This window comes from Caldimonas manganoxidans ATCC BAA-369 (assembly GCF_000381125.1).
Taxonomy (GTDB): Bacteria; Pseudomonadota; Gammaproteobacteria; order Burkholderiales; family Burkholderiaceae_C; genus Caldimonas; species Caldimonas manganoxidans.
The window spans coordinates 17,415-38,920 of sequence record NZ_KB905955.1; the positions used below are offsets into that span (position 1 = coordinate 17,415).

Below are 21,506 nucleotides of genomic sequence, written 5' to 3' on the forward strand. Positions count from 1 at the left end.
CGGCTGATGGTCGGCTTACGCGGCCTGCGGCCCCAGATCGCGGACCGTCACCGGCACGCGCGCAGCCAGCGCGCACATCAATTCATACGCCACGGTGTGGGCCGCCGCAGCCACTTCGTCGATGGGCAGCAGGCTGCCGTGCGGGCCCTGGCCCCACAAGGTGACTTCCGCGCCGAGGCCGGCGTGGCGACCGGCTTGCTCGACCGGCGTGAGATCCACCGTGAGCATGTCCATGGACACGCGGCCCACCACACGGGTGCGCACCCCATCGACCAGCACCGGTGTGCCGGTGCCGCAGTGGCGCGGGTAGCCGTCGGCATAGCCGCAGGCCACCACACCGATGCGCATGGGCTGCGGCGCGGTGAAGGTGCTGCCGTAGCCGACGCAGTCGCCCGCCTCCAAGGACTGCACGGCGATCAGGCGCGATCGCAGGGTCATGGTCGGCAGCAGGCCCCAGTGGCGCGCGGTGTGGGCAGGAAAATCAGGGGCCGAGCCGTACACCATGATGCCAGGGCGCACCCAGTCGGCGCGCACGTCGGGATGGTCGCCCGCGTAGCGCAAGGTGGCCGCGCTGTTGCAGAGTGAGCGCTCACCGGGCAAGTCGGTGGTGGCGGCTTGGAAGGCCGCCATCTGATGTGCGATGCCGCGTTCGTTGTCGGCATCGGAAAAATGGGTCATCAGCGAGATCTCCTCGACTTGCGTGAGGCCGCTCAAGCGCATCCAGGCCGTGCGGAAGGCGTCGCGCTTGAAGCCCAGCCGGTTCATGCCGGAATTGAATTTGAGAAAAACCCGGTGCGGCCAGGTGGTTTTGTGGGTGGCCAGCCAGTCGATTTGCTGCTCGGTGTGCACCACATGCCACAGGTTCAAGCGCGAGCAGGCTTCGAGGTCGCGGGCCTCGAAGCAGCCTTCGAGCAGCAGAATGGGGCCGCGCCAGCCCAAGGCACGCACGCGTTCGGCCTCGGCAATGTCCAGCAGGGCAAAGCCATCGGCCCCTTGCAGTCCGGCGTAGGCGCGTTCGATGCCGTGGCCGTAGGCATTGGCTTTGACGACGGCCCAGACCTTGGCGTCGGGGGCGGCCGCGCGGGCGCGCTGCAGGTTGCGTGCGAGGGCGTCGGGGTGGATGATGGCTTCGATGGGACGGGGCATGGCCGCTAGGCTCCGGGGCAATCCCGCCGATTCTGCCAGCCGGGCGGCCGCATCCGATGCGATGTCAGGCCGTCTTGGGCGCAGCATTCACGGGTTTTCCGGTCGGCGCCGGGGGATCGCCGCATGCTATAAACCCGCTCGCTTCCCGCGACGAGGAAGCAAGCGTTGTCTGTCGTTTCAAGGATGTCACCCTGCCCGGAAGCCGGCGCCCAGCGAGCCCAGTGAATGAAAAAAGGCTTCTACACCATCATGTCGGCGCAGTTCTTCAGCTCGCTGGCCGACAACGCATTGTTCGTCGCGGCCGTGGAGCTGTTGCGGCTGTCGGGCGCTGGGGAGTGGCAGCGCGCGGCCTTGGTGCCGATGTTCGCGCTGTTTTATGTGGTGTTGGCGCCGTTCGTGGGGGCGTTTGCGGATTTCTTGCCCAAGGGCAAGGTGATGTTCGTCTCCAACAGCGTCAAGGTGCTGGGCTGCTTGATGATGCTGTTCGGCACCCATCCGCTGATGTCGTATGCGATCGTGGGCTTGGGCGCTGCGGCCTATTCGCCGGCCAAGTACGGCATCCTCACTGAGCTGCTGCCGCCGTCACAGCTGGTCAAGGCCAATGGCTGGATCGAGGGCCTGACGATCGCCTCGATCATTCTGGGGGTGTTGTTGGGCGGGCAGTTGGTCGGCCCGGTGTTGGGGCCGTGGTTGTTGTCGGTGGACTTGCTGCCGGGCTGGGACACCGGCATCGAGACCGCGCCGCAGGCGGCGATCGCCTCGATCATCGTGTTGTACGTCTTGGCCGCGGTCTTCAATTGGTTCATCCCACGCACCAGCGCGACGCTGCAGCCGCTGCCGGCCTCGCCGCTGGAGCTGTGGCGAGACTTTCGCACCTGCAATCGCCGGTTGTGGCGCGACCGGCTGGGGCAGATTTCTTTGTCGACCACCACGCTGTTTTGGGGGGTGTCGGGGAATTTGCGCTACATCGTGCTGGCCTGGGCTGCGGCCGCTTTGGGCTATTCGACCACGCAGGCGTCTTCCCTGGTGGGGGTGGTGGCCGTGGGCACGGCGGTGGGGGCGATGGTGGCCTCGGTCTACATGCGCCTGGATCAGGCCACGCGGGTCATTCCCTTGGGCATCGCCATGGGGGTGTTGGTCATCGGCATGAACTTCATCGACAACGTCTGGGTGGCCGCGCCTTTCTTGATCGTGTTGGGCGGGCTGGGCGGCTTCCTGGTGGTGCCGATGAATGCGCTGCTGCAGCATCGGGGCCACAACCTGATGGGCGCGGGGCGCTCGATCGCGGTGCAGAACTTCAATGAGCAGGCCTGCATCTTGGGGCTGGGCGCGTTCTACACCGGGATGACCAAGCTGGGCTTGTCGGCGTTTGGGGCTATCACGGCGTTCGGGCTGGTGGTGGCCGGCACGATGTGGGCGATCGGGCGCTGGCATGCGCACAATCTGCGCCACCATGCCGAGGAGGTGGAGCACTTGCTCGAGATCGCGCGCAGCGACCGTCATTGAGGGCCGCGGCATGGTGTGGCCCACGCTGGCGTTGCTGTTCAATGCGGCCGTTTGGGGCCTGTCGTGGTGGCCTTTGCGGCTTTTGCGCGACATGGGCGTGCATCCGCTGTGGGCCAATGTCGGGCTGTTTTCGATCGGCTGCGCGGTGCTGCTGCTGTGGCGGCCGCAGGCCCTGGGACAAGTGCGGCGCACGCCGGTGCTGTGGGCCATGGCCTTGGCCTCGGGCGGGGTCAATGCGGCCTTCAACTGGGGGGTGAGCATCGGCGAGGTGGTGCGCGTGGTGTTGTTGTTCTACCTGATGCCGGTGTGGACGGCGCTGTTGGCCTGGCTGTGGCTGGGCGAGCGTCCGGGACTGGGAGGGCTGCTGCGGGTGGGGTTGGCCTTGGGCGGGGCGGCCCTGGTGTTGCAGCCCGAGGGTGGGGCTTGGCCGCTGCCGCGCAGCCTGGCCGACGTGCTGGGGCTGTTGGGCGGCCTGGGCTTTGCCTGCAACAGCGTGCTGGTGCGGCGCTTTGCACCGGTCACGCGCGACGAAGGCCGCGCCTTGGCGATGCTGATGGGCTGTGTGGGTGTGTCTTTGGTCTTGGCCTTGGCGTTGGGGCCGCTGACCGGGATGCACTGGGTGCCGGCGTTGCCGCCGGTGCAGCCGCCGTGGATGGCGCTGCTGGGGCTGACGGCCTTGGCTTTCTTGGCCGGCAATTTGGCCTATCAGCATGGGGCGTCGAGGCTGCCGGCCAATGTCACGGCGGTGGTGATGCTCACCGAAGTGGTGTTTGCGGCGCTGTCGGCGGTGTGGATCGGCGCAGAGCCGCTGTCGGGGCGCACGCTGCTGGGGGGTGGGCTGATCGTGATGGCCGCCTTGCTGGCCACGCTGGCTCCTGCGCGGGTCGGTCGGGGTGCTCAGCCTGCGGCGAAGGCCAACCGGCGCACTTCGGCCAGCAGCTCGGCTTCTTCGTAAGGCTTGGTGAGGAAGACATCCACGCCAGCGTCTTCGGCGCTGCGCACATGCTTGGGGGTGGCGCGCGAGGTGAGCATGACCACCGGCAGGGTCTTCCATAGGCGCGATTCGCGCAGACGGCGGGTCAGCTCCAGGCCGTCGAGATTGGGCATTTCCAGGTCGGTGAGCACGACGTCGGCCTGGCGACGGATCAGCGCATCGAGTGCCTCGAAGCCGTCGCGCGCCGTGGTGACTTCATAGCCCGCATCGCCGAGGAGCTGGGCCAGGGTCTGGCGCACCGACAGGGCATCGTCGACCACCAACACATGCTTGCGTTGGACCTGCATGCGCCGACGCAGGCGCTCGGCGGCCTGGCGGCGCACGGGGGATGCGTACGCTCGCTCCAGGGCTTCGAGGTCGAGCAGGAACACGAGCCGGCCGTCGGCGCGAAACGCGCCGCCGGCCACGCCGCGCAAACGGCGCAAGTAGCGCCCGATGTCTTGCAGGATGAGTTCACGCGAGTCGAGGATGCGGTCCACTTCGAGCGCGAGGTCGCGTCCGCCCACGCGCGCCAGCACCACCGCAGGGGTCGCGACGGTGGACTCCGGCGGCGGCAGGCCCAGCCAGGCACCGAGCCGTTGGTAGGGGTACAGGCGCTGCGCATGGCGGAACTGCGTGCCTTGGGGGCCGACGACGACTTGCCCTTGGCCCGGGGCCAGCGCCAAGCTCAGGCCCTCGCTGGGCAGGGCATAGACCTGACCGCTGACTTCGACCATCAGCGCGTGTTGCAGTCCGGTGGTGGCCGGCACCGTGAGCACGAAGCGGCTGCCCGAGCCCGGGCGGCTGTCGATGTCGATGCGGCCTTTCATCGATCGCAGGCGGTCGGCCACCACGTCCAGGCCGACGCCGCGACCGGAGATCTCGCTGACTTCGCTGCGGGTGGAAAAGCCGGGCAACAGGATGAGCCGGACCAACTCGGCTTCGGTGATGGGATCGTCGCGGCGCAGCAGCTCCAGTTCCAGCGCGCGGGCATGGATGGCCGCCAGATCCAGGCCACGGCCGTCGTCCTGGCACTCGACGGTGACGGTGCGGCTGTCACGTGCAAAGCGCAGCCACACGGTGCCGCAGGGCGGCTTGCCCGCGGCCAGGCGGTCGGCGCTGGGCTCGATGCCGTGGTCGACCGCATTGCGCAGCAGGTGCAGCAAGGGCTCCGTCAGGCGGTCCAGCACCTCGGTGTCCAGCGGCACGTCGTCACCCTCGATGCGCAGCTCGACTTCTTTGCCGGTGAGGCGTGCGGTTTGCGCCACGTTGCGCTTCAGCCGCGCGACGATCTGACGCACGGGCACCAGGCGTGCGCCGATCAGCTCGCGATGCTGCTCGACGAGCTCGTGCCCCTGCTTGCGCAGGGCCTGTACGGCGGCTTGGACCTGGGCACGCGCGGCGCGGGTGTGTTCGGCCTCGTCGGCCAGCGTTTCCGTGGTGAAACGCACGAGTGATTGCAGTTCGTTGTAGCGGTCCAGCTCCAGGCTGTCGAAGCCCGCGGCCTGGCTGGATGCCGCTGGCGACTGGGCGTGCACCTGTCGGTCGATGGCCAGCTCGAGGTCGCGCAGGCGGTCTTGCAGCGCGCGCTGGGCCCGCTCGATCTGCGCCAGCCGGTCTTCGACCTGACGCACCATGTCCTCAGCGCGGCCCTGGTGCACCAAGGCTTGGGCGGCTCGCCGCACCAGGCGGTCCAGCCGCTCGGCGGGGATGCGCAGCGTGGCGCGCACCGTCTCGTCTGGCGTGGGCACGTGGAGGGCCGGCGCGGCCGGCGGGCCACCGGGGGCCGCAGGGGGAGCCAGCGGGATGGGCTGGGTCGGCTCGGCCAGGGCCTCGGCGCAGCCGTCGTGGAGCGCCTGCACCCAGCGTTCCAACCGCTCCAGGCAGTGTGGCGCGTCCAGTGGCGGGTCTTCTTCGCCACGCAGGGCGTAGACCATCTGGTCCAGGCAGGCGACGGCCTGCTCCAGGTCGCGCGCCACGGCGTGGGGCAAGCAGCCTTCTTGCTGGACGGCATGGTCCAGCACGTCCTCGATGCGGTGCGCCAGCCGCCCGATGCCGCGGATGCCGATGATGTGGCCACTGCCTTTGAGCGTGTGGGCGACGCGCCGGGCTTCGTGCAGGCAGGCCGCATCGGCGCGGCCGGCGGTCAAGGCGCGCACGGCCTCGGCCAGCGTGGCCACTTGGCCCGGGGCGTCGTCGAGAAACGCTTCGTACAGCGCGGCGTCCACGTCGGCGGGCACTTCGAGCGACATTGCATCGGCATCGGGGTCGTGCGGCACGGGCGCGGCGAGCGCGTCCACGCCCGCGTCCGCGGGGCGGTGGAGCAGCGCCTCGCGCAGGGCTTGCAGCGAGTCCGGCGGCAGCCCCAACGGTCCGCTGCGCAGAAAGTCGATCAGCGCCTGGGTGGCTGTCGTGCTGGCCGGCTGATCGAGGTAGTCCTGCACCGGCGGCTGCCACTGTGCCAGCCAGCCCAGGGCGGTTTGACGGTCGAGCCGGTCCAGGGTGGCCAGGGTGCTGATGCCATCGCGCAGCAGCTCCAACACCGCGGCCAGTCCGTCCAGGCCGACGACGCGGCAGGCTTGGTTCAAGCGGTCGAACAGCGTGGCTGCCTCGGCCGCCGCAGCCGCATCGTCCGGGTTGCTGAGCCAGCGCAGCAAGGCGTCGTCGACGTCGGGGGCCGCCAGCGCGAATTCCTCGCGCAGCACCTCGAGCAAGTCGTCGGTCTTCATGGGGGGCTCAGGGGTGTTGCGCAGGTGGCAATCGGAACTGTCCGACGGCTTCGGACAGGCGTCGGGCGTAGTCGACCAGGGTGGCCGTCGATTCGGTTTGCTGTTCGATGGCCAAGATGGTTTGGGCCGATCCGCGGTCGAGCTGCTCCACCGACAGGCGCAGCTCTTGGGCCAGCGTGCTTTGGGCCTGCGAGAACGCGGCGATTTGCTGCACCAGGCTCACCAGCTGGGCCGTGGTTTGCCGCGTTTGCGCCATTTGCGCGCCGGCTTGGCGGGCTTGTTCGGACTGGCGCACCACTTCGGCGATGAGGCGGTTCATCGTGAGCAAGGTGTCGCCCGTCTCGACCTGGATGCTTTGCACGAGCTGGGCGATTTGCGCCGTGGCTGCCCGCGCGGATTCGGACAGGCGCTGCACTTCTTCGGCCACCACCACGAAGCTGCGTCCGGCTTCGCCTGCGTTGCTGGCTTGCATCGAGGCATTGAGCGAGAGGACGTGGGTGCGCTCGGCAATCGCATGGATGAGGTTGACGATGGTGGAGATCTCTTGGCTGCGCTCGCCCAAGCGCTTGAAGCGCTTTTCGGTCTCGGCCATGGTGCCGCGCAGCGCTTCCATGCCACGCACCGTGGCGTCCACCGCATGCAGGGCAGCGTCGGTGGCGGCACTGGCCAGCTCGGCGGCTTCGCTGGAGGAGGTGGACAGCGCAGCCATCTGGGCGAGCTGGTAGGTGGCTTGGCCGAGATGGGCGGCCATGCCCTCCAGCGCGGCGCGTTCTTGTTGGGCGGTTTCATCCACGCGCAGCGCTTGCTCCCCGACGAATTCGCAGGCGCTGCGCACTTGATCGGCGATGTCTTGCACTTCTTGCAGGGTGCGGCTGGTTTCTTCGCCGAGTTGATTGATCGAGGCCGACAGGGTGCCGATGATGTCCTCGGTCACCTCCGCACGGGCGGTGAGGTCTTTGTTCGACATCTGGAACACCGTGTGCAGCAGGCCCACGACCGAGCGATTGAGACTTTCGTTTTCCTGCGCGATGCGCTGCAGGCGTTGGCCCCGCTCATCGAGCACGCGGTCCAGTGCGGCGCCCAGAGCGCCCCATTCGTCATGGCGCTGCAGCCGGGCGCGGATCTGGGTGTCGCCGCCAGCGGCGCGCTCCAGGGTGTGGCGCAGCTGGTGCAAGGGCGCTTGCCAGCGCCGACCGAGCTGCGCCATCAGCAGTGCGCCCAGCAACGCGGCCAGCCCGAGGGCGAGCACCAGGGGCCAGGGCATGCCTTGCCCGGGCGGGGGCGCCCAATGCAGGGCCGCCCAGGCCGACACCCCGCCCAGCACGGCGGTGAGGGCTCCGCCCAGCAGCAGCTTCAGGCTCAAGTTCACACGAGGCTCCTGAGTGAGTCCATCACGCGCAGGTCGGCTTCACGCCAGACTGAGCTCGGCCGCCCAGGCTTCGAGCAGGGCCGCCGCGTCGATCACCGCCCAGGGCTGCCCTTGGGCATCGACGGCGGCGCCGCGCACGAACTCGGCCAGGGCCGGCGGCACCCCGGGGGCGGCGCCGGCGACAGGGTGCACCGGGGTGGGCAGACCGCGGAAGATCAGGCCGGCCACCTGGTCACCGTCGCCCCCCAGGAGCATCCGGCTGCCGGGGCCGGTGGGCGTGCCTTGCGCCGGATCCAGCCAGCGCAGCAGGTCGAACACCGGCACGACCGAGCCGTCCACGTTGGCCGCACCCAACAACCAGGCCGGCGCGTGCGGCACCTCCGACAGCTCGATGTCTTCGACGAACGTGCGCGCCCAGCTGTAGGGAAAGGCCAGCGCCCAAGGGCCGCAGCGCAGGCCCTGGGCCTGGGCGGGGGCAGTCGCGTGGCGGGAGGGAAGGTCGGCGGGCGGGCTCACGTCGAAGGCATCGGTGTCGGGCTAGTGTAGAGGCGCATCGGCTTCGAAAGAAAGCCCGGCCTGCCCGGTGCGGCGCCGACACGGGGGGAGACCGACGGCGTTGGCGGTTCGTCGGCGGCTGTCGGTGGTCCGTGGGCGGTGAGTTGGCAGTCAGTTGGCAGTCAGTTGGCGGCGGTGTTCTCGAACCCCCGCTGGAAGGCCGCGTCATAGCGGCTGATGACCCGCACCAGTTCGTCCTCGGACAGCGGTTTGGTCAGGTAGGCATCGCAGCCGGCCAGGGTGCCACGGATGCGATCGACCGGCCCGGCGCGGCTGGTGAGCATCACCACCACCGGCACGCGGCGTCCCGGCGACGGGGGCTTGCGTTTGATGGCCTTGCAGGTCTGGTAGCCATCCATCCCGGTCATCATCACGTCGAGGAAGACGAATTCGAACTGTTGTTGGGCGATGCGCTGCAGCGCCTCCTCGCCGCTGCGCGCCAGATGGACCTTGAAGCCGAAGCGCTTCAGGCGCGCTTGCATGAAGCGCAGCGCGATGTCGGAGTCGTCCACCACGAGGATGTGATCGAAGCGCTCGTCCCCATCGACGGTGACGGAATTGGAGAAATCACTGCTGCCGGAAAAATCAGGCCGGCTGGGTGACATGGCGCGGGCGCGGCCCGAGGCGGCCGCCGGCATGGCCTCCAGTGCCAAGGGGGCGGCTGCGGTCGGGCGAGAGGGGGCTGCGGACAGGGCCGAGCGCTGCGGCGCGGCACCGGGCTGGCTCATTTCGTCCAGCATGCGCAGCACGTTCATCAGATTGATCGGCCGTGGCAAGCGGCCCAGTCCGGCGCCCACGTCGTGCGCGCCGATGAACAAGCAGCGTGGCAGCCGGCCGGCCTCGCGCACGGCCGACACCGCCGCCGGCTGGTCGGCGTCGGCGATCACCAAGTCGGCGCTGCGCAAGTCCTCGACCAAGTCGTAGGCCGGCTGGCGTCGGGCGGCCAAGCGGAAGAACGACTGAAAGGTGGAGCGTTCGAAGGCGCTGAAGCCTTGGAGGGCCACCCGATATCGCATGCTCATGGGAACGAGGCTCCTGACGGCCGCCTCGGCGCCCCGGGCCGGGAGCGCCGAGGCGCGGCTGCATGCGCCGATGTTCGGCCCCGCCTGTGGGGGCGTCAAGCCCGGAAACGTGGGGCGATAGGCTGGCGCAGGGGGGCGATGCGCCGGCCGTGCTTGGGCCCACGGCGGGCTCGGCGTACCATGTGCGGCTGGTTGACCCCGCTGAGTTGCGACATGACTTCGCCCCAGACCCGCAGCGTGTATGACTTCGAAGCCCAGGCCATCGACGGCCGCGTGGTGCGGCTGGCCGACTACCGCGGCAAGGTGCTGTTGATCGTCAATACGGCCAGCCGGTGCGGCTTCACGCCCCAATTCGCTGGGCTGGAGGCGCTGTGGCGCAAATATGCGGTTCGCGGCTTGGTGGTGCTGGGCTTTCCGAGCAATGAGTTCGGCGCTCAGGACCCGGGCAGCAACGAGGAGATCGCCAACTTTTGTCAGGTGAACTATGGGGTGAGCTTTCCGATGATGAGCAAAATCAAGGTCAACGGTGCGCAGGCGCATCCGCTGTACCAATGGCTCACCGCCCAGGCGCCGGGCTTGCTGGGCACCAAGGCGATCAAATGGAACTTCACCAAGTTCCTCGTCGATCGCCACGGCCAGGTGCTCAAGCGCTATGCGCCCACGGACCGGCCCGAGGCCATCGAGCGCGACATCGAGGCGGCGCTCGCGGCCGACTGAGGGGCAGGCGATCGATAATCCGGCCATCGCGCATCGAAGGAGCTCTCATGTTTCAACACGTCGACCCTTATGGCGGCGACCCCATCCTGACCCTGAACGAGAACTTCCAGAAGGACCCCCGGCCGGGCAAGATCAACCTGAGCATCGGGGTGTATTTCGACGACGACGGCCGTCTGCCGGTGATGCGCGCGGTGCGGCAGGCCGAAGCGGCCCTGCTGCAGGACATCGGGCCACGGCCGTACCAACCGATGGAAGGAGCGGCCAATTACCGGCAAGCCGTGCAGCACTTGATCTTTGGCGCCGACCATGAAGCCGTCCGCAGCGCCCGCATTGCCACCATCCAGACCCTGGGCGGCTCCGGCGGGCTGAAGGTGGGGGCGGATTTTCTGAAGCGCTACTTCCCGCAGTCCGAGGTATGGGTCAGTGACCCCACGTGGGACAATCACCGCGCCATGTTCGAAGGTGCGGGCTTCACCGTCCACACCTATCCTTACTATGACGCGGCCAGCGGCGGCTTGCGCTTCGACGCGATGCTGGCGGCACTGCAGGACATGCCCGAGCGCAGCATCGTGCTGCTGCATGCCTGCTGCCACAACCCCACGGGCGTGGACCTCACGCGCCAGCAGTGGGCGCAGCTCATCCCGGTGATCCAGTCGCGCCGGCTCATTCCCTACGTGGACATTGCCTACCAGGGCTTTGGGGATGGCATCGAGGAGGATGCTCATGCCATTCGCGCGCTGACCGATGCGGGCGTGAGCTTCTTCTGCGCCAGTTCGTTTTCCAAGAGCTTTTCGCTGTACGGCGAGCGCTGCGGCGCGCTCAGCGTGGTCTGCCCCTCGGCACACGAGGCCGAGTTGGTGCTGGGTCAGCTCAAGGCGGCGATCCGTCGCAATTACTCCAGCCCACCCACACATGGCGGCCAGATCGTCGCGCGCGTGTTGCAAACGCCCGAGCTGCGCCAAGCCTGGGCCGAGGATCTCGACGCGATGCGCGCACGCATCCAGCAAATGCGCCGTCGCTTGCATGCGGTGCTGTCGGCCCAGCTGCCTGGGCGCAATGTCGATTACTTCCTCACCCAGCGCGGCATGTTCAGCTACACCGGTCTGAGCCCCGAGCAGGTGGACCGCTTGCGCGAGGAGCATGGGGTCTACCTGGTGCGCACTGGCCGCATGTGCGTGGCCGGGCTGAACCAGCACAATGTCGAAGCCGTGGCCAAGGCCATGGCCGCCGTGTTGGCCCAGTGAAGTCACGGCCTTGGGCGCCTTCTTGCTCAAGCGCTTGGTCAGTGGCATCGCCACCTTGCTGGCGGCCTCGGTGGTGGTGTTCGTCGTGCTGGAGGTCCTGCCGGGCAATGCCGCCGAAGTGCGCTTGGGGCCCACGGCCACGCCCGAGCAAGTGGCTGCGCTGTCGGCGCAGCTGGGGTTGGATCGTCCGGCGTGGGTGCGCTATGTCGAATGGGTGGGCGGCGCCTTGCGCGGCGATTTTGGGGTGAGCGTGGCCTATGACACACCGGTGTGGACCCTCATTGCCGAACGTCTGCGCGTGAGCCTGCCACTGGCCCTGTTGGCCATGGGGCTGACCGTGGTTGCGGGCCTGTGCCTGGGCGTGTATGCGGCCGCGCGTCACAATCGCTTGGGCGACTTGGGTGTGATGACGCTCAGCCAGCTCGGCTTGGCCATTCCCAATTTCTGGCTGGCCATCTTGCTGATCCTGGTCTTTGCGGTGCACCTGCAGTGGTTTCCGGCCGGCGGTTTTCCGGGCTGGACGCAAGACGAAGGCGGCAGTCTGTGGGCTGGCCTGAAGGCCCTGGTGCTGCCGGCCGTGGCGCTGGCGGCCGTGCAGTCGGCCATCCTGGCGCGCTTCACGCGCTCGGCCGTGCTCGACACGCTGCGCGAAGACTATGTGCGCACCGCGCGCGCCAAGGGGCTCAGCCGCCGGGCCACCTTGTGGCGCCATGTGCTGCGCAACGCGATGATTCCGGTGCTCACCATCATGGGCCTGCAGTTGGGCAATTTGCTGACCGGCGCCATCGTGGTGGAGAACGTCTTCGTGTTGCCCGGCCTGGGCCGCCTGGTCTTTCAGGCCATTGCCAACCGCGATCTGGCCGTGGTGCGTGACGTCATCCTGCTGTTGGTGGCGGCCGTCATTCTGATCAACTTCGTCGTCGACGTGCTCTATGCCTGGATCGATCCGCGACTGAAAGGGGTCGATGCATGAGGGCCGCCTTCGGGCGCCGCAGCTTCGTCTTGGGGGCCGTGCTGGTGCTGGCCTTGCTGCTGGCGGCCGCACTGTCGCTCGTGTGGACGCCCTATCCGCCCGAGGCCATCGACATTGCCCAGCGCTTGCAGCCGCCGTCGGCCGCTCACTGGCTGGGCACCGACAGCCTGGGGCGCGACATCGCCACGCTGCTGCTGGTGGGGGCGCAGAACTCCATCCTCGTGGGCGTGGTGGCGGTGGGCATGGGGCTGGTGTTCGGCGTGAGCCTGGGCCTGTTGGCCGCGGCGCGGCGCGGATGGGTGGAAGAAGTGGTGATGCGTTTGTCCGACTTCGGCTTCGCCTTCCCGGCCTTGCTCACGGCCATCATGCTCACCGCGGTGTATGGACCCGGGCTGTTCACTTCCATCGTCGCGATCGGCCTCTTCAACATCCCGGTGTTCGCCCGACTGACGCGCGCTGCGGCCAAGGCCGTGGGCGCGCGCGAGTTCATTGCGGCTGCGCGCGCCTGCGGCAAGGGCAGCTTGCGCATCACGCTGGAGCACGTGCTGCCCAACATCGCCTCGGTGATCATCGTGCAGGCCACCATCCAATTCGCCACGGCCATCTTGGCCGAGGCGGCGCTGTCTTACCTGGGCCTGGGCACCCAGCCGCCCCAGCCGTCCTGGGGGCGCATGCTCAGCGAGGCGCAAACCCAATTGTTCCAGGCGCCGCAACTGGCGCTGTACCCCGGCATCGCGATCGCGCTGTCGGTGCTGGGGTTGAACCTCTTGGGCGACGGGCTGCGCGACCTGCTCGACCCGCGTCTGGCGAGGCAGCGATGAGCCGCAGCCTGCTGGAGGTGCGCGATTTGCGGGTGACGCTGCGCACCGCGCGCGGGCCGGCCGAAGCGCTGCGCGGCCTGAGTTTTTCGCTGCAACGCGGGGACACGCTCGGCGTGGTGGGCGAGTCGGGCTGCGGCAAGAGCCTGCTGGCACTCACGCTGATGGGCCTGCTGCCCGATGGCGCCCGGGTGTCGGGCTCTGTGCGCTTGGACGGCCGCGAGCTGTTGGCGCAGGACGAAGCCGCCTGGTGCCGGCTGCGGGGCCATCGCATCGCGATGGTCTTCCAAGAACCCATGACGGCGCTCAACCCACTGCAGCCCATCGGTCGCCAAGTGGCCGAGCCGCTGCGCCTGCACCGCGGCCTGGATGCCAAGGCCGCGCGCGCCGAGGCCCTGCGTCTGCTGGAACAGGTGCGCATGCCGCAGGCCGCACGCCGGCTCGATGCCTATGCGCACCAGCTCTCCGGCGGCCAGCGCCAGCGGGTGCTCATTGCGATGGCCCTGGCTTGCCAGCCCGACCTGCTCATCGCCGACGAACCGACCACCGCGCTGGACGTGACCTTGCAGCGCGAGATCCTGCAACTCATGGCCGACCTGGTGGCGCAGCGCCACATGGCCCTGATGCTGATCTCGCACGATCTGGCGGTGATCGCCCGCAATGTGCGCCGCGTGCTGGTGATGTACGGCGGCCTGGGCGTGGAACAGGGGCCGGTGGACCAGGTGCTGCGCCGGCCCCTGCATCCCTACACGCGCGGTCTGCTGGCCGCCCGCCCGCGGCTGGGCGCCTCGCGCAGTCAACGGCTGCACACCATCCCCGGCCGCGTGCCGGAGCTTGCGGACCTGCCGCGCGGCTGCCCCTTTGCCGACCGTTGTGCGCATCGTGCGGCGGTGTGTGACGATCGCCCCATGCCGCAGGCCGCCTCCCCGCAGCACGAGGTGGCCTGCGTGCGCTGGGCAGAACTGATGGCCTGACGATGTCCCAAGCCTTGCTCGTGGTCGATCATCTCAGTCAGCGCTACCGCCTGCCGCGCACATCGCTGTGGCAGCCGGCCGAGACCGTGCTGGCGCTGGACGATGTGAGCCTGCGCATCGAGGCCGGCCGCAGCCTGGGCGTGGTGGGCGAGTCCGGCTCGGGCAAGTCCACGCTGGCGCGCTTGGTGATGGCGCTGGAGCGGCCCACCGCGGGCACCGTGCGGCTGCTGGGTCGGGACTTGCACCGCCTGGCCCCGGCCGAGCTGCGCCGGGCGCGGCGCGACTTCCAAATGGTGTTCCAAGACCCCTATGGCTCGCTCGATCCGCGCCAGACCGTGGAGCGCATCGTGGCCGAGCCGCTGTCGGTGCTGGACGAGGTGACGCCCACCGAGCGCCGCCGGCGCGTGGCCGAAGCGCTGGAGGCCGTGGGCCTGCGCCCAGCGGACAGGGCCAAATATCCGCACGAGTTCTCCGGCGGCCAGCGCCAGCGCATCGCCATCGCGCGCGCCTTGGTCACGCGGCCCCAGCTGATCGTGGCCGACGAGCCCGTCAGTGCACTGGACGTGTCGGTGCAGGCCCAGGTGCTCAACCTGATGCGCGATTTGCAGCGCGACTTCGGCCTCACCTACCTCTTCATCAGCCACGACCTGGCGGTGGTGGACTACCTTTGCGACGAGGTGGTGGTGATGCAGCATGGACGCATCGTCGAGCGCGGCGAGGTGGCTACCGTCTTTCGCGCCCCCCAGTCCGACTACACCCGGGCCTTGCTCGCTGCAGTGCCCACGCTGTGAGGGGCGCTGGCGATTGCCCGCTCGCACCATTCATGGTGGAATGGCAGCGCAGGCTTTGCTTCCCGTTCGTTCCAGGAGGGTCTCCATGAAGTGGCATCTTCGCCTCGTCGGCGCCTTGGCCCTTGGTGCCTGGGCGGTGTGCGCCACCGCGCAGGCGCGCAAGGACGGCGTCGTCATCGGCATGACGCTGGAGCCGCCAGGGCTGGACCCGACGACGGCGCCGGCGGCGGCCATCGGCGAAATCGTCCACTACAACATCCTCGAAGGCCTCACCAAGATCCACATGGACGGCAAGGTGGGCCCGCTGCTGGCCGAAAGCTGGACCATCTCGCCCGATGGGCGCAGCTATGTCTTCAAGCTCAAGCGCGGCGTGAAGTTCCACGATGGCGAGGACTTCGACGCCTCCGACGTGAAATTCAGCTTCGAGCGGGCCAAGGCCGAGGGCAGCACCAACAAGGCCAAAAAAGCGGTGTTCGACAACATCACGCGCATCGACACCCCCGATGCCTACACCGTCATCCTCACGCTGGACAAGGCCGACGGGACCTTTCTGTTCCGCCTGGGCGAGAACACCGCCGTGATCCTCGACCCCAAGAGCGCGGCCACCACCAGCACGCGCCCCATCGGCACCGGTCCGTTCAAATTCGACAATTGGGTCAAAGGCTCGTCGGTGACGATGAGCAAATGGCCGGGCTACCGGGATGCGGCCAGCGTGCGACTGAACCGCGTGACCTTCCGCTTCATCAACGATCCGGCCGCCCAGGTGGCCGCGTTGCTGGCTGGCGATGTGGACGCCATCCCGCGCTTCCAGGCCACCCAAAGCGTGGGCCAGTTCCGCAACGACCCGCGCTTCAAGGTCGAAGTCGGTGGCACCGAGGGCAAGACCATTCTGAGCATCAATCATCGCCGCAAGCCCTTCGACGACGTGCGCGTGCGCCGCGCCGTGGCCCATGCCATCGACCGCCAGGCGCTCATCGCCGGTGCGATGGACGGCTTCGGCACCCCCATTGGCAGCCACATGGTGCCCAGCGATGCCGGCTACGTGGACCTCACCGGCATGTATCCCTACAACCCCGAGCGCGCGCGTGCATTGCTCAAAGAGGCCGGCGTGAGCACCCCCTTGAACGTCACCCTCACGCTGCCGCCACCGGCCTATGCACGGCGCGGCGGCGAGATCATCGCGGCCCAACTCGCCCAGGTGGGCATCCATGCCAAGATCGAGAACGTCGAGTGGGCGCAGTGGCTCTCGGGCGCTTTCAAGGGCCAGTTCGACCTGACCATCGTCAGCCATGTCGAGCCCTTGGACATCGCCATCTATGCCAACCCCGACTACTACTTCGGCTACGACTCCAAAGCCTTCCGCAGCCTGCTGGCCAAGTTCAACGAAACCACCAGCGACACCGGCCGCCTGGCCGTGCTGGGCGAGATGCAGCGCCTGCTGGCCACCGATGCCGTCAACGCCTTTTTGTTCCAGCTGCCCCACATCGCCGTGAGTCGCCGCGGCCTGCAAGGCATCTGGAGCAGCTCGCCCATTTTCGCCAACGACATGGCCGCGGTGCGCTGGCAATGAAGTCCGAGACCCCGACCGCCCTGCACGACCTCTCAGCGACCGAGCTGCTGCGGCAATACGCCCGCGGCGCGCTGTCACCGGTCGAAGTGACCCGCGCCCTCATCGCCCATGTCGAGCGCTGGGAGCCGCACCTCAAAGCCACCTATGCCTTCGACCCGGACGGCGCGCTGGCGATGGCGCGCGCCTCGGAAGCACGTTGGCGCCGTGGCGAGGCCCGGGCACTGGACGGCGTGCCGGTGATGATCAAAGAAAACATCGCCACCCGGGGCGTGCCCACCCCGCTGGGCACGGCGGCCACCGAGCTCGTGCCGGCCGAAGACGACAGCCCTCCTGCGGCACGGCTGCGCGAGGCCGGCGCGGTGTTCCTCGGCAAGACCACCATGCCCGACTACGGCATGCTGTCCTCGGGCTTGTCGAGTTTCCATCCGCTCACCCGCAACCCCTGGGACTTGCGCAAAAACCCGGGCGGCTCCAGCGCCGGGGCCGGGGCGGGCGTGGCCGCCGGCTATGGCCCGTTGCACCTGGGCACCGACATCGGCGGCTCGGTGCGCCTGCCTGCGGGCTGGTGTGGCATCGTCGCGCTCAAGCCCAGTTTGGGGCGCATCCCCATCGACCCGCCCTATCCGGCCCGCGTGGCCGGGCCCATGACCCGCAGCGTGACCGATGCGGCGCTGATGATGGGCCCGCTGAGCCGACCCGATGCGCGCGACCACATGAGCCTGCCTTGGCAGGACCTGGCCTGGCTCGACCTCGACCGCGACCTCAAAGGCCTGCGCCTTGGCTTGCACCTGGAAGCCGGCTGGGGCCAGCCCGTCGATCCCGAGGTGCGTGCCGCGGTGGAGGCCGCGGCGCGGGCCTTCGAAGCGGCTGGTGCCCATGTCGAGCCGCTGGCGCCGTGGTGCGACCGCGGCATGATCGAAGGGGTGGACCGCTTCTGGCGCACCCGGTTCTGGGTCGAGATGCGCAAGCTCCCGGCCGAACGGCGAGAGCGCATCCTGCCCTTCGTGCGTGCCTGGGCCGAAGGCGGTGCCGGCTGGAGCGGCGAAGACCTCTACGAGGCCTACAGTCAAACCCTGGTCCTTCGCAAAGCCACGGTGGACGCCACCCAGCCCTACGACTATGTGCTGTCGCCCACCGCGCCGATGGCGGCTTTCGAGGCCGAGCTGCCGTGCCCAACCAACGACGTGAGGCGACCTTTCGAGCACATCGCCTTCACCTTGCCCTACAACATGAGCGAACAGCCGGCGATCTCGATCAACGCGGGCTACACCGCCGAGGGCTTGCCGATCGGCCTGCAAATCGCCGGTCGCCGCTTCGACGATCTGGGCGTGTTGCGCATGGCCCGCGCCTGGGAACGCCTGCGGCCGGCCCAGCGCCCCTGGCCGCAGCCGCCCGCCTGAGGCCATGCGAGACCATCGCGGCTGCCCGGTCGGCACCGCCAGCGCGGCGGCGCTGGATCATCTCGAACGGGCGCTGTGGCGCCTGTCGTCCTTCTATGGCGACCCCTTGGCAGATTTGGAGGCCGCCAGCGCAGCCGACCCTGACTGGATGCTGCCGCACGTGATGCGCGCCGGCTATCTGCTCACACTGACCGAAGCCCCCCTGCGGGGCCCGGCCCGCCAGGCCCTGGAGACTGCGGCGCGCTGTCGCGGCCACCCCCGCGAGCAGGCCCACCTCGGGGCCGCGTGGCGCGCCTGGGCGGGCGATTGGCAAGGCGCGTGCGCCCAGTGGGAACAGCGGCTGCTCGAGCACCCCTGCGACCATTTGGCCTTGCAGCTGGCCCATTTGTTCGATTTCTATCGGGGCGATGCGCGCGAACTGCGGCTGCGCGTGGCGCGTGTGCTGCCCGAATGGCCGCGCGACGACGCGCTCTATCCCTATGTGCTGGGCATGTACGCCTTCGGGCTGGAAGAAAACCATCTCTACCCCCAGGCCGAGGCCGTCGGCCGCGAGGCCCTCGAAGGAGGCGCCCGCGTGCCCTGGGCCGTGCACGCCGTGGCCCATATGATGGAGATGCAAGGCCGCCATGACGAGGGTCGCGCCTGGTTGCAGTCGCAGCGGCGCAACTGGTCGGACGATGGCAACGGCCTGCGCGGTCACAACGCCTGGCATCTGGCGCTGTTCCATCTGGAAGCGATGGACCTGGACGGGGCCTTGCAAATCTACGACCTCGAGCTCGCCCCGCTGATCGAAGGCGGCCTCACGCTCCAGCGCTTGGATGCAGCTGCGCTGCTGTGGCGACTGCACTTGTTGGGGGCCGAGGTCGGCCACCGATGGCACGTGCTGGCCTCGTGCTGGGCCGGTCAGCCCCAGGGCACCGGGTACTACGCCTTCAACGACGTGCATGCGCTGATGGCCTGCCTGGGAGCCGCAGACAGGGCCGCAGCCCAAGCCCTGCTGGATCGCGCGAGCGCGCAGGCCGAGCTCGCCGCCCCCTTGCAACGCGCCATGGCCCGCGAGGTGGGCCTGCCACTCATGCGCGGGCTGATCGCCCATGCCACCGAAGACTGGGACACCGTCGTGACCCAACTCGGCCCCTTGCGCGCCGTGGCGCACCGCTTCGGCGGCAGCCATGCGCAACGCGACCTCATCGACCTCACGCTGCTGAGCGCCTGCGCGCACGGCAGCCACCGCGCCTTGGGCCGCGCCCTGTTGAACGAGCGGCAGCTGGCCAAAGGACCCACGCCGCTGATCGCCCATTGGCGCAGCCGGCTTGGCTGCTGATCCCGCGCCTAGACGGCGCCTCACAAGCCAGCCATCTGGACTTGCTGGAAGAAGCCACGTATCAGCGCCATGCAAAACGGCGGCACCAGCGTGCCGTGGTATTCGGCGGCGACATTGTTGGATTGGGTTTTGGCGTTTTGGAAGCCGGCATAGAGTGCGTCGCCCACCGAGCCGGCCGGCAAGGTGTCACGGTCTTCCAGGTCGAAACTGATCGCTTGCAGCGAGGCGGGCAGGCGGCTGTTCAGGTCGTCACGCATCGCAAACTGGTTGATGCTGGCAGGCACCACCGGGTCTTGCGAACCCGTGCACATCGCCACCGGGCGGGTGGGTGTCCAGCCCAGCAAGGTGTTGCGCGCCATCGCACGCCGAAAACCGTTGTTGGCATTGTTGACATAGTCCTGCCGGTAGCTGTCCAGGATCAGGCCGTCGGGGTGGGTGTCGTTCTGGAACAGCTTGGCCGTGAACGTGGGGTCGTTGGGCAGGCGGCCTTGCATCACCAGGGTGTCGATCGAGGACGTGCTGGGCAACAGCGACTCGATGGTTGCTGCATACAGCGCGTTGTAGGCTTGCGCCGGGCTGGTGTAGAGATCGCCATAGGAGCGCTGATAGCTCGTCAGCAACAACGGCGTGAAGAGCACGGCGCCCGCGTTGATCACCTGGTCCTCGTTGATCCGGCGTCCGAACTCGGCCAGGTTGTACGGCCCGGCCATCGGCCCCGAGGCGGCCACCGTGAACTCGCCGGCATGATCCCGCTGCAGGGCGCGGTGGGTGGCCATGGCCACGTGGCCGCCTTGCGAGTAGCCGGTGACGAACAGCGGGCCGGTTGGCTGCGCACCCCCGGCAGCCTGCAGCGCCCGGCGCGCCGCGCGCAGACCGTCGATCATGTCCACCGCCTGCGCCTCGGCATTGAGATAGGGGTGCCAGCTCAGCGAAGAGCCGGCGTAGCCCAGGTAATTGGGCGCCACCACGATGTAGCCCTGGGCGGCGAACATGGCCAGCACCAGCTGCACCTCGGGGTCACCAAGATTGGCCATGTTCTTGTTGCGATCGAAGCTGGTGCCGTGCGCATACAAGACCACCGGGCGGCTGCCGGTGCAGGCCGCTGCAGTGCCCGTGGGCACCAACACGCCGGCCGAGGCCTCGGCCTCGTCACCGTGCGGGTCGCGCGTGACATACCGCACTTGCAGCGCCGACACGGCGCATTGCGCCGTGCCGGACAAGGCTTGCAAGCCCGAAGACTGCGTGGCCGCGTCGATCTGCGCGGCGCTGAGGCTGCCCGTGGGCGTGGACTGCAGCAAGGCCCCGCGCGGCGCATCGCCCCCGCCGCAAGCCGACAACAACAACGAAGCCGCCACAGCCAAGGCGGTCAGGGATCTCGACAGCATCATCAAAGGCCTCCTGGACCAACAGTCACACGACGGGACCGACGAAAACGAACGACCGTTCACAATTCCAGGCCCCACTATAGAAACCGCGCTGCCGCGCATCCACCGGGCAAAACCCTGCCCAGGGCTTGCCCTAGGGGCCCCCGATCTTGCGCTTGGCCGGGGCCTGGCCGTCCCAGGCCTAGACGCTCAGTTGTCCACCATTGCCGAACGCAACCCCAGATACTCAACGAACGGATCGAAATCCCGATCGCTGTAAAGCAAAGGCAGGTCGTCCTCGATGCACCGCGTCGCGATGATCGTGTCCATGGTTTTGCGTATCGTCACGCCTTGCGCTCTCAGTGCGCGGCAGTTCCGGGCAGCCTGCAGCGCGACCTCTTGCCCGCCCAGCGTGATCACCTCCAGGGATGTCATCAGCCTTCTCGGGTCTGGTTGAAGTCTTTCTCCGTGCTAAAGCCCTGCAGCACTTCGGACGGGATTAAATCCCCAACCGCGAGCGGCTCGATACCCAACAGCGAATCGAGCCGCTCGGTCTGCGGCGTCACCACCCCGCGGAAGAAATCAATCCAAACGCGATAGTCCACGACAATCACTCGTCGGTCCTCATGGCGTTCAGGTCGCCCTCCCACTGCAGCTTGCCGCGGAAGCGCCGCAGCTCTTCTTGCTGAGTCTCACCAGCGTGCGCAGCCCCAACTCGACAGCCTCCTTCTTGGTCTTCAGGCCCGTCAAGCGAAGGGCATCGCCCATCAACTTGTCGTCGATCTCAATGTTTGTGCGCATGATGTGTACCAATCGTGCATTTGGTACACACCCTAGTTAGTACCTTGTCATCATCGCTGCAAACGTCTTTGACCGCAGCTGCGCCTAAGGAAACGCTGATCAAGTCCTGCGCCTGGCAGTAGTCCGTCTTGTCGCCCTGGTGATGGGCGGCGATGATTACGGTCATGAAGCAGATGACCTTGGCAGCGGCGGCCGATGCGTCCGCGGGATTCGAGCGTTTTCGCAAGCCC

21 protein-coding genes are annotated in these 21,506 nt (G+C 68.3%); 11 read left to right on the forward strand and 10 right to left on the reverse strand.

Annotation, left to right across the window (positions count from 1 at the left end):
- Nucleotides 1–15: 15 nt before the first annotated feature.
- Nucleotides 16–1,146: an alanine racemase gene (alr, locus tag F615_RS0113125; RefSeq protein WP_019561646.1), complete on the reverse strand. Its 1,131-nt coding sequence runs from the start codon at nucleotides 1,144–1,146 to the stop codon at nucleotides 16–18.
- A 225-nt stretch (nucleotides 1,147–1,371) separates the two neighbouring features.
- Here alr and lplT point away from each other — a divergent pair, with 225 nt between their 5' ends.
- Together lplT and F615_RS18585 are read left to right on the forward strand one after the other, a co-directional pair.
- Nucleotides 1,372–2,652: a lysophospholipid transporter LplT gene (gene lplT, locus F615_RS0113130; RefSeq protein ID WP_019561647.1), complete on the forward strand. Its 1,281-nt coding sequence runs from the start codon at nucleotides 1,372–1,374 to the stop codon at nucleotides 2,650–2,652.
- A gap of 10 nt (nucleotides 2,653–2,662) precedes the next feature.
- Complete coding sequence (locus F615_RS18585) at nucleotides 2,663–3,607, forward strand: DMT family transporter (RefSeq protein WP_019561648.1); 945 nt, start codon at nucleotides 2,663–2,665, stop codon at nucleotides 3,605–3,607.
- Here the strand turns inward: F615_RS18585 and F615_RS0113140 are convergent.
- The 4 genes from F615_RS0113140 to F615_RS19495 all read right to left on the reverse strand — a co-directional run bounded on the left by F615_RS0113140 (nucleotide 3,550) and on the right by F615_RS19495 (nucleotide 9,300).
- Complete coding sequence (locus tag F615_RS0113140; protein WP_019561649.1) at nucleotides 3,550–6,354, reverse strand: hybrid sensor histidine kinase/response regulator; 2,805 nt, start codon at nucleotides 6,352–6,354, stop codon at nucleotides 3,550–3,552. The two genes, F615_RS18585 and F615_RS0113140, sit on opposite strands and share 58 nt — an antisense overlap.
- Before the next feature lie 7 nt (nucleotides 6,355–6,361).
- Nucleotides 6,362–7,723: a methyl-accepting chemotaxis protein gene (locus F615_RS18590; RefSeq protein WP_019561650.1), complete on the reverse strand. Its 1,362-nt coding sequence runs from the start codon at nucleotides 7,721–7,723 to the stop codon at nucleotides 6,362–6,364.
- Between the two features lie 39 nt (nucleotides 7,724–7,762).
- On the reverse strand, nucleotides 7,763–8,239 hold the full coding sequence (locus F615_RS0113150; RefSeq protein WP_019561651.1) for a chemotaxis protein CheW: 477 nt from the start codon (nucleotides 8,237–8,239) through the stop codon (nucleotides 7,763–7,765).
- 161 nt (nucleotides 8,240–8,400) lie between these two features.
- Nucleotides 8,401–9,300, reverse strand: coding sequence for a response regulator (locus tag F615_RS19495; RefSeq protein WP_019561652.1), 900 nt, complete (start codon nucleotides 9,298–9,300; stop codon nucleotides 8,401–8,403).
- 213 nt (nucleotides 9,301–9,513) lie between these two features.
- Between F615_RS19495 and F615_RS0113160 the strand changes: the two genes are divergently transcribed.
- The 9 genes from F615_RS0113160 (at nucleotide 9,514) to F615_RS0113200 (ending at nucleotide 19,111) form a co-directional block, all read left to right on the forward strand.
- Nucleotides 9,514–10,017 carry a glutathione peroxidase gene (locus tag F615_RS0113160; protein WP_019561653.1) on the forward strand — a complete coding sequence of 168 codons (504 nt, stop codon included), beginning with the start codon at nucleotides 9,514–9,516 and terminating at the stop codon, nucleotides 10,015–10,017.
- Nucleotides 10,018–10,064: 47 nt separating this feature from the next.
- Nucleotides 10,065–11,261, forward strand: a complete 1,197-nt coding sequence (locus F615_RS0113165) for an amino acid aminotransferase (RefSeq protein WP_019561654.1) — start codon at nucleotides 10,065–10,067, stop codon at nucleotides 11,259–11,261.
- Nucleotides 11,262–11,271: 10 nt separating this feature from the next.
- Nucleotides 11,272–12,234: an ABC transporter permease gene (locus F615_RS0113170; protein ID WP_019561655.1), complete on the forward strand. Its 963-nt coding sequence runs from the start codon at nucleotides 11,272–11,274 to the stop codon at nucleotides 12,232–12,234.
- Nucleotides 12,231–13,055: an ABC transporter permease gene (locus tag F615_RS0113175; protein WP_019561656.1), complete on the forward strand. Its 825-nt coding sequence runs from the start codon at nucleotides 12,231–12,233 to the stop codon at nucleotides 13,053–13,055. The genes F615_RS0113170 and F615_RS0113175 overlap by 4 nt, the downstream gene beginning before the upstream one ends.
- Nucleotides 13,052–14,026, forward strand: a complete 975-nt coding sequence (locus tag F615_RS0113180; RefSeq protein WP_019561657.1) for an ABC transporter ATP-binding protein — start codon at nucleotides 13,052–13,054, stop codon at nucleotides 14,024–14,026. Before F615_RS0113175 ends, F615_RS0113180 begins: the two co-directional genes overlap by 4 nt.
- 2 nt (nucleotides 14,027–14,028) lie before the next feature.
- Complete coding sequence (locus F615_RS0113185) at nucleotides 14,029–14,817, forward strand: ATP-binding cassette domain-containing protein (protein ID WP_019561658.1); 789 nt, start codon at nucleotides 14,029–14,031, stop codon at nucleotides 14,815–14,817.
- Between the two features lie 85 nt (nucleotides 14,818–14,902).
- The gene (locus F615_RS0113190) at nucleotides 14,903–16,387 is read left to right on the forward strand and encodes an ABC transporter substrate-binding protein (protein WP_019561659.1); all 1,485 of its coding nucleotides are present in this window, start codon (nucleotides 14,903–14,905) and stop codon (nucleotides 16,385–16,387) included.
- A complete protein-coding gene (locus F615_RS0113195; RefSeq protein ID WP_019561660.1) occupies nucleotides 16,384–17,787 on the forward strand; it encodes an amidase in 1,404 nt (467 codons plus the stop codon). Before F615_RS0113190 ends, F615_RS0113195 begins: the two co-directional genes overlap by 4 nt.
- A gap of 4 nt (nucleotides 17,788–17,791) precedes the next feature.
- Nucleotides 17,792–19,111, forward strand: a complete 1,320-nt coding sequence (locus F615_RS0113200; protein ID WP_019561661.1) for a tetratricopeptide repeat protein — start codon at nucleotides 17,792–17,794, stop codon at nucleotides 19,109–19,111.
- A gap of 20 nt (nucleotides 19,112–19,131) precedes the next feature.
- Here the strand turns inward: F615_RS0113200 and F615_RS0113205 are convergent, their stop codons facing one another.
- From F615_RS0113205 to F615_RS20325, 5 genes are all read right to left on the reverse strand, one after another.
- Nucleotides 19,132–20,499 carry an alpha/beta hydrolase family protein gene (locus tag F615_RS0113205; RefSeq protein WP_019561662.1) on the reverse strand — a complete coding sequence of 456 codons (1,368 nt, stop codon included), beginning with the start codon at nucleotides 20,497–20,499 and terminating at the stop codon, nucleotides 19,132–19,134.
- Between the two features lie 186 nt (nucleotides 20,500–20,685).
- Nucleotides 20,686–20,910 (reverse strand): type II toxin-antitoxin system VapC family toxin, encoded by a 225-nt coding sequence (vapC, locus tag F615_RS20520; RefSeq protein WP_245558367.1) that lies wholly within the window; start codon nucleotides 20,908–20,910, stop codon nucleotides 20,686–20,688.
- Entirely contained in the window at nucleotides 20,910–21,080 is a 171-nt protein-coding gene (locus F615_RS20525) for a PIN domain-containing protein (RefSeq protein ID WP_245558368.1), read from the reverse strand. The genes vapC and F615_RS20525 overlap by 1 nt, the downstream gene beginning before the upstream one ends.
- Nucleotides 21,081–21,108: 28 nt before the next feature.
- On the reverse strand, nucleotides 21,109–21,276 hold the full coding sequence (locus F615_RS19245) for a type II toxin-antitoxin system VapB family antitoxin (protein ID WP_310732004.1): 168 nt from the start codon (nucleotides 21,274–21,276) through the stop codon (nucleotides 21,109–21,111).
- Nucleotides 21,260–21,506: hypothetical protein (locus tag F615_RS20325; protein ID WP_211211808.1), on the reverse strand; the 247-nt coding region annotated here is incomplete at its 5' end. The genes F615_RS19245 and F615_RS20325, both read right to left, overlap by 17 nt.

Bases quoted from the DNA above. Each gene is read 5' to 3' on its own strand.
- alr (WP_019561646.1), bottom strand. From the start codon at position 1,146: ATGCCCCGTCCCATCGAAGCCATCATCCACCCCGACGCCCTCGCACGC.
- lplT (WP_019561647.1), top strand. From the start codon at position 1,372: ATGAAAAAAGGCTTCTACACCATCATGTCGGCGCAGTTCTTCAGCTCG.
- F615_RS18585 (WP_019561648.1), top strand. From the start codon at position 2,663: ATGGTGTGGCCCACGCTGGCGTTGCTGTTCAATGCGGCCGTTTGGGGC.
- F615_RS0113140 (WP_019561649.1), bottom strand. From the start codon at position 6,354: ATGAAGACCGACGACTTGCTCGAGGTGCTGCGCGAGGAATTCGCGCTG.
- F615_RS19495 (WP_019561652.1), bottom strand. From the start codon at position 9,300: ATGAGCATGCGATATCGGGTGGCCCTCCAAGGCTTCAGCGCCTTCGAA.
- F615_RS0113160 (WP_019561653.1), top strand. From the start codon at position 9,514: ATGACTTCGCCCCAGACCCGCAGCGTGTATGACTTCGAAGCCCAGGCC.
- F615_RS0113165 (WP_019561654.1), top strand. From the start codon at position 10,065: ATGTTTCAACACGTCGACCCTTATGGCGGCGACCCCATCCTGACCCTG.
- F615_RS0113175 (WP_019561656.1), top strand. From the start codon at position 12,231: ATGAGGGCCGCCTTCGGGCGCCGCAGCTTCGTCTTGGGGGCCGTGCTG.
- F615_RS0113180 (WP_019561657.1), top strand. From the start codon at position 13,052: ATGAGCCGCAGCCTGCTGGAGGTGCGCGATTTGCGGGTGACGCTGCGC.
- F615_RS0113185 (WP_019561658.1), top strand. From the start codon at position 14,029: ATGTCCCAAGCCTTGCTCGTGGTCGATCATCTCAGTCAGCGCTACCGC.
- F615_RS0113190 (WP_019561659.1), top strand. From the start codon at position 14,903: ATGAAGTGGCATCTTCGCCTCGTCGGCGCCTTGGCCCTTGGTGCCTGG.
- F615_RS0113195 (WP_019561660.1), top strand. From the start codon at position 16,384: ATGAAGTCCGAGACCCCGACCGCCCTGCACGACCTCTCAGCGACCGAG.
- F615_RS0113200 (WP_019561661.1), top strand. From the start codon at position 17,792: ATGCGAGACCATCGCGGCTGCCCGGTCGGCACCGCCAGCGCGGCGGCG.
- F615_RS0113205 (WP_019561662.1), bottom strand. From the start codon at position 20,499: ATGATGCTGTCGAGATCCCTGACCGCCTTGGCTGTGGCGGCTTCGTTG.
- vapC (WP_245558367.1), bottom strand. From the start codon at position 20,910: ATGACATCCCTGGAGGTGATCACGCTGGGCGGGCAAGAGGTCGCGCTG.
- F615_RS19245 (WP_310732004.1), bottom strand. From the start codon at position 21,276: ATGCGCACAAACATTGAGATCGACGACAAGTTGATGGGCGATGCCCTT.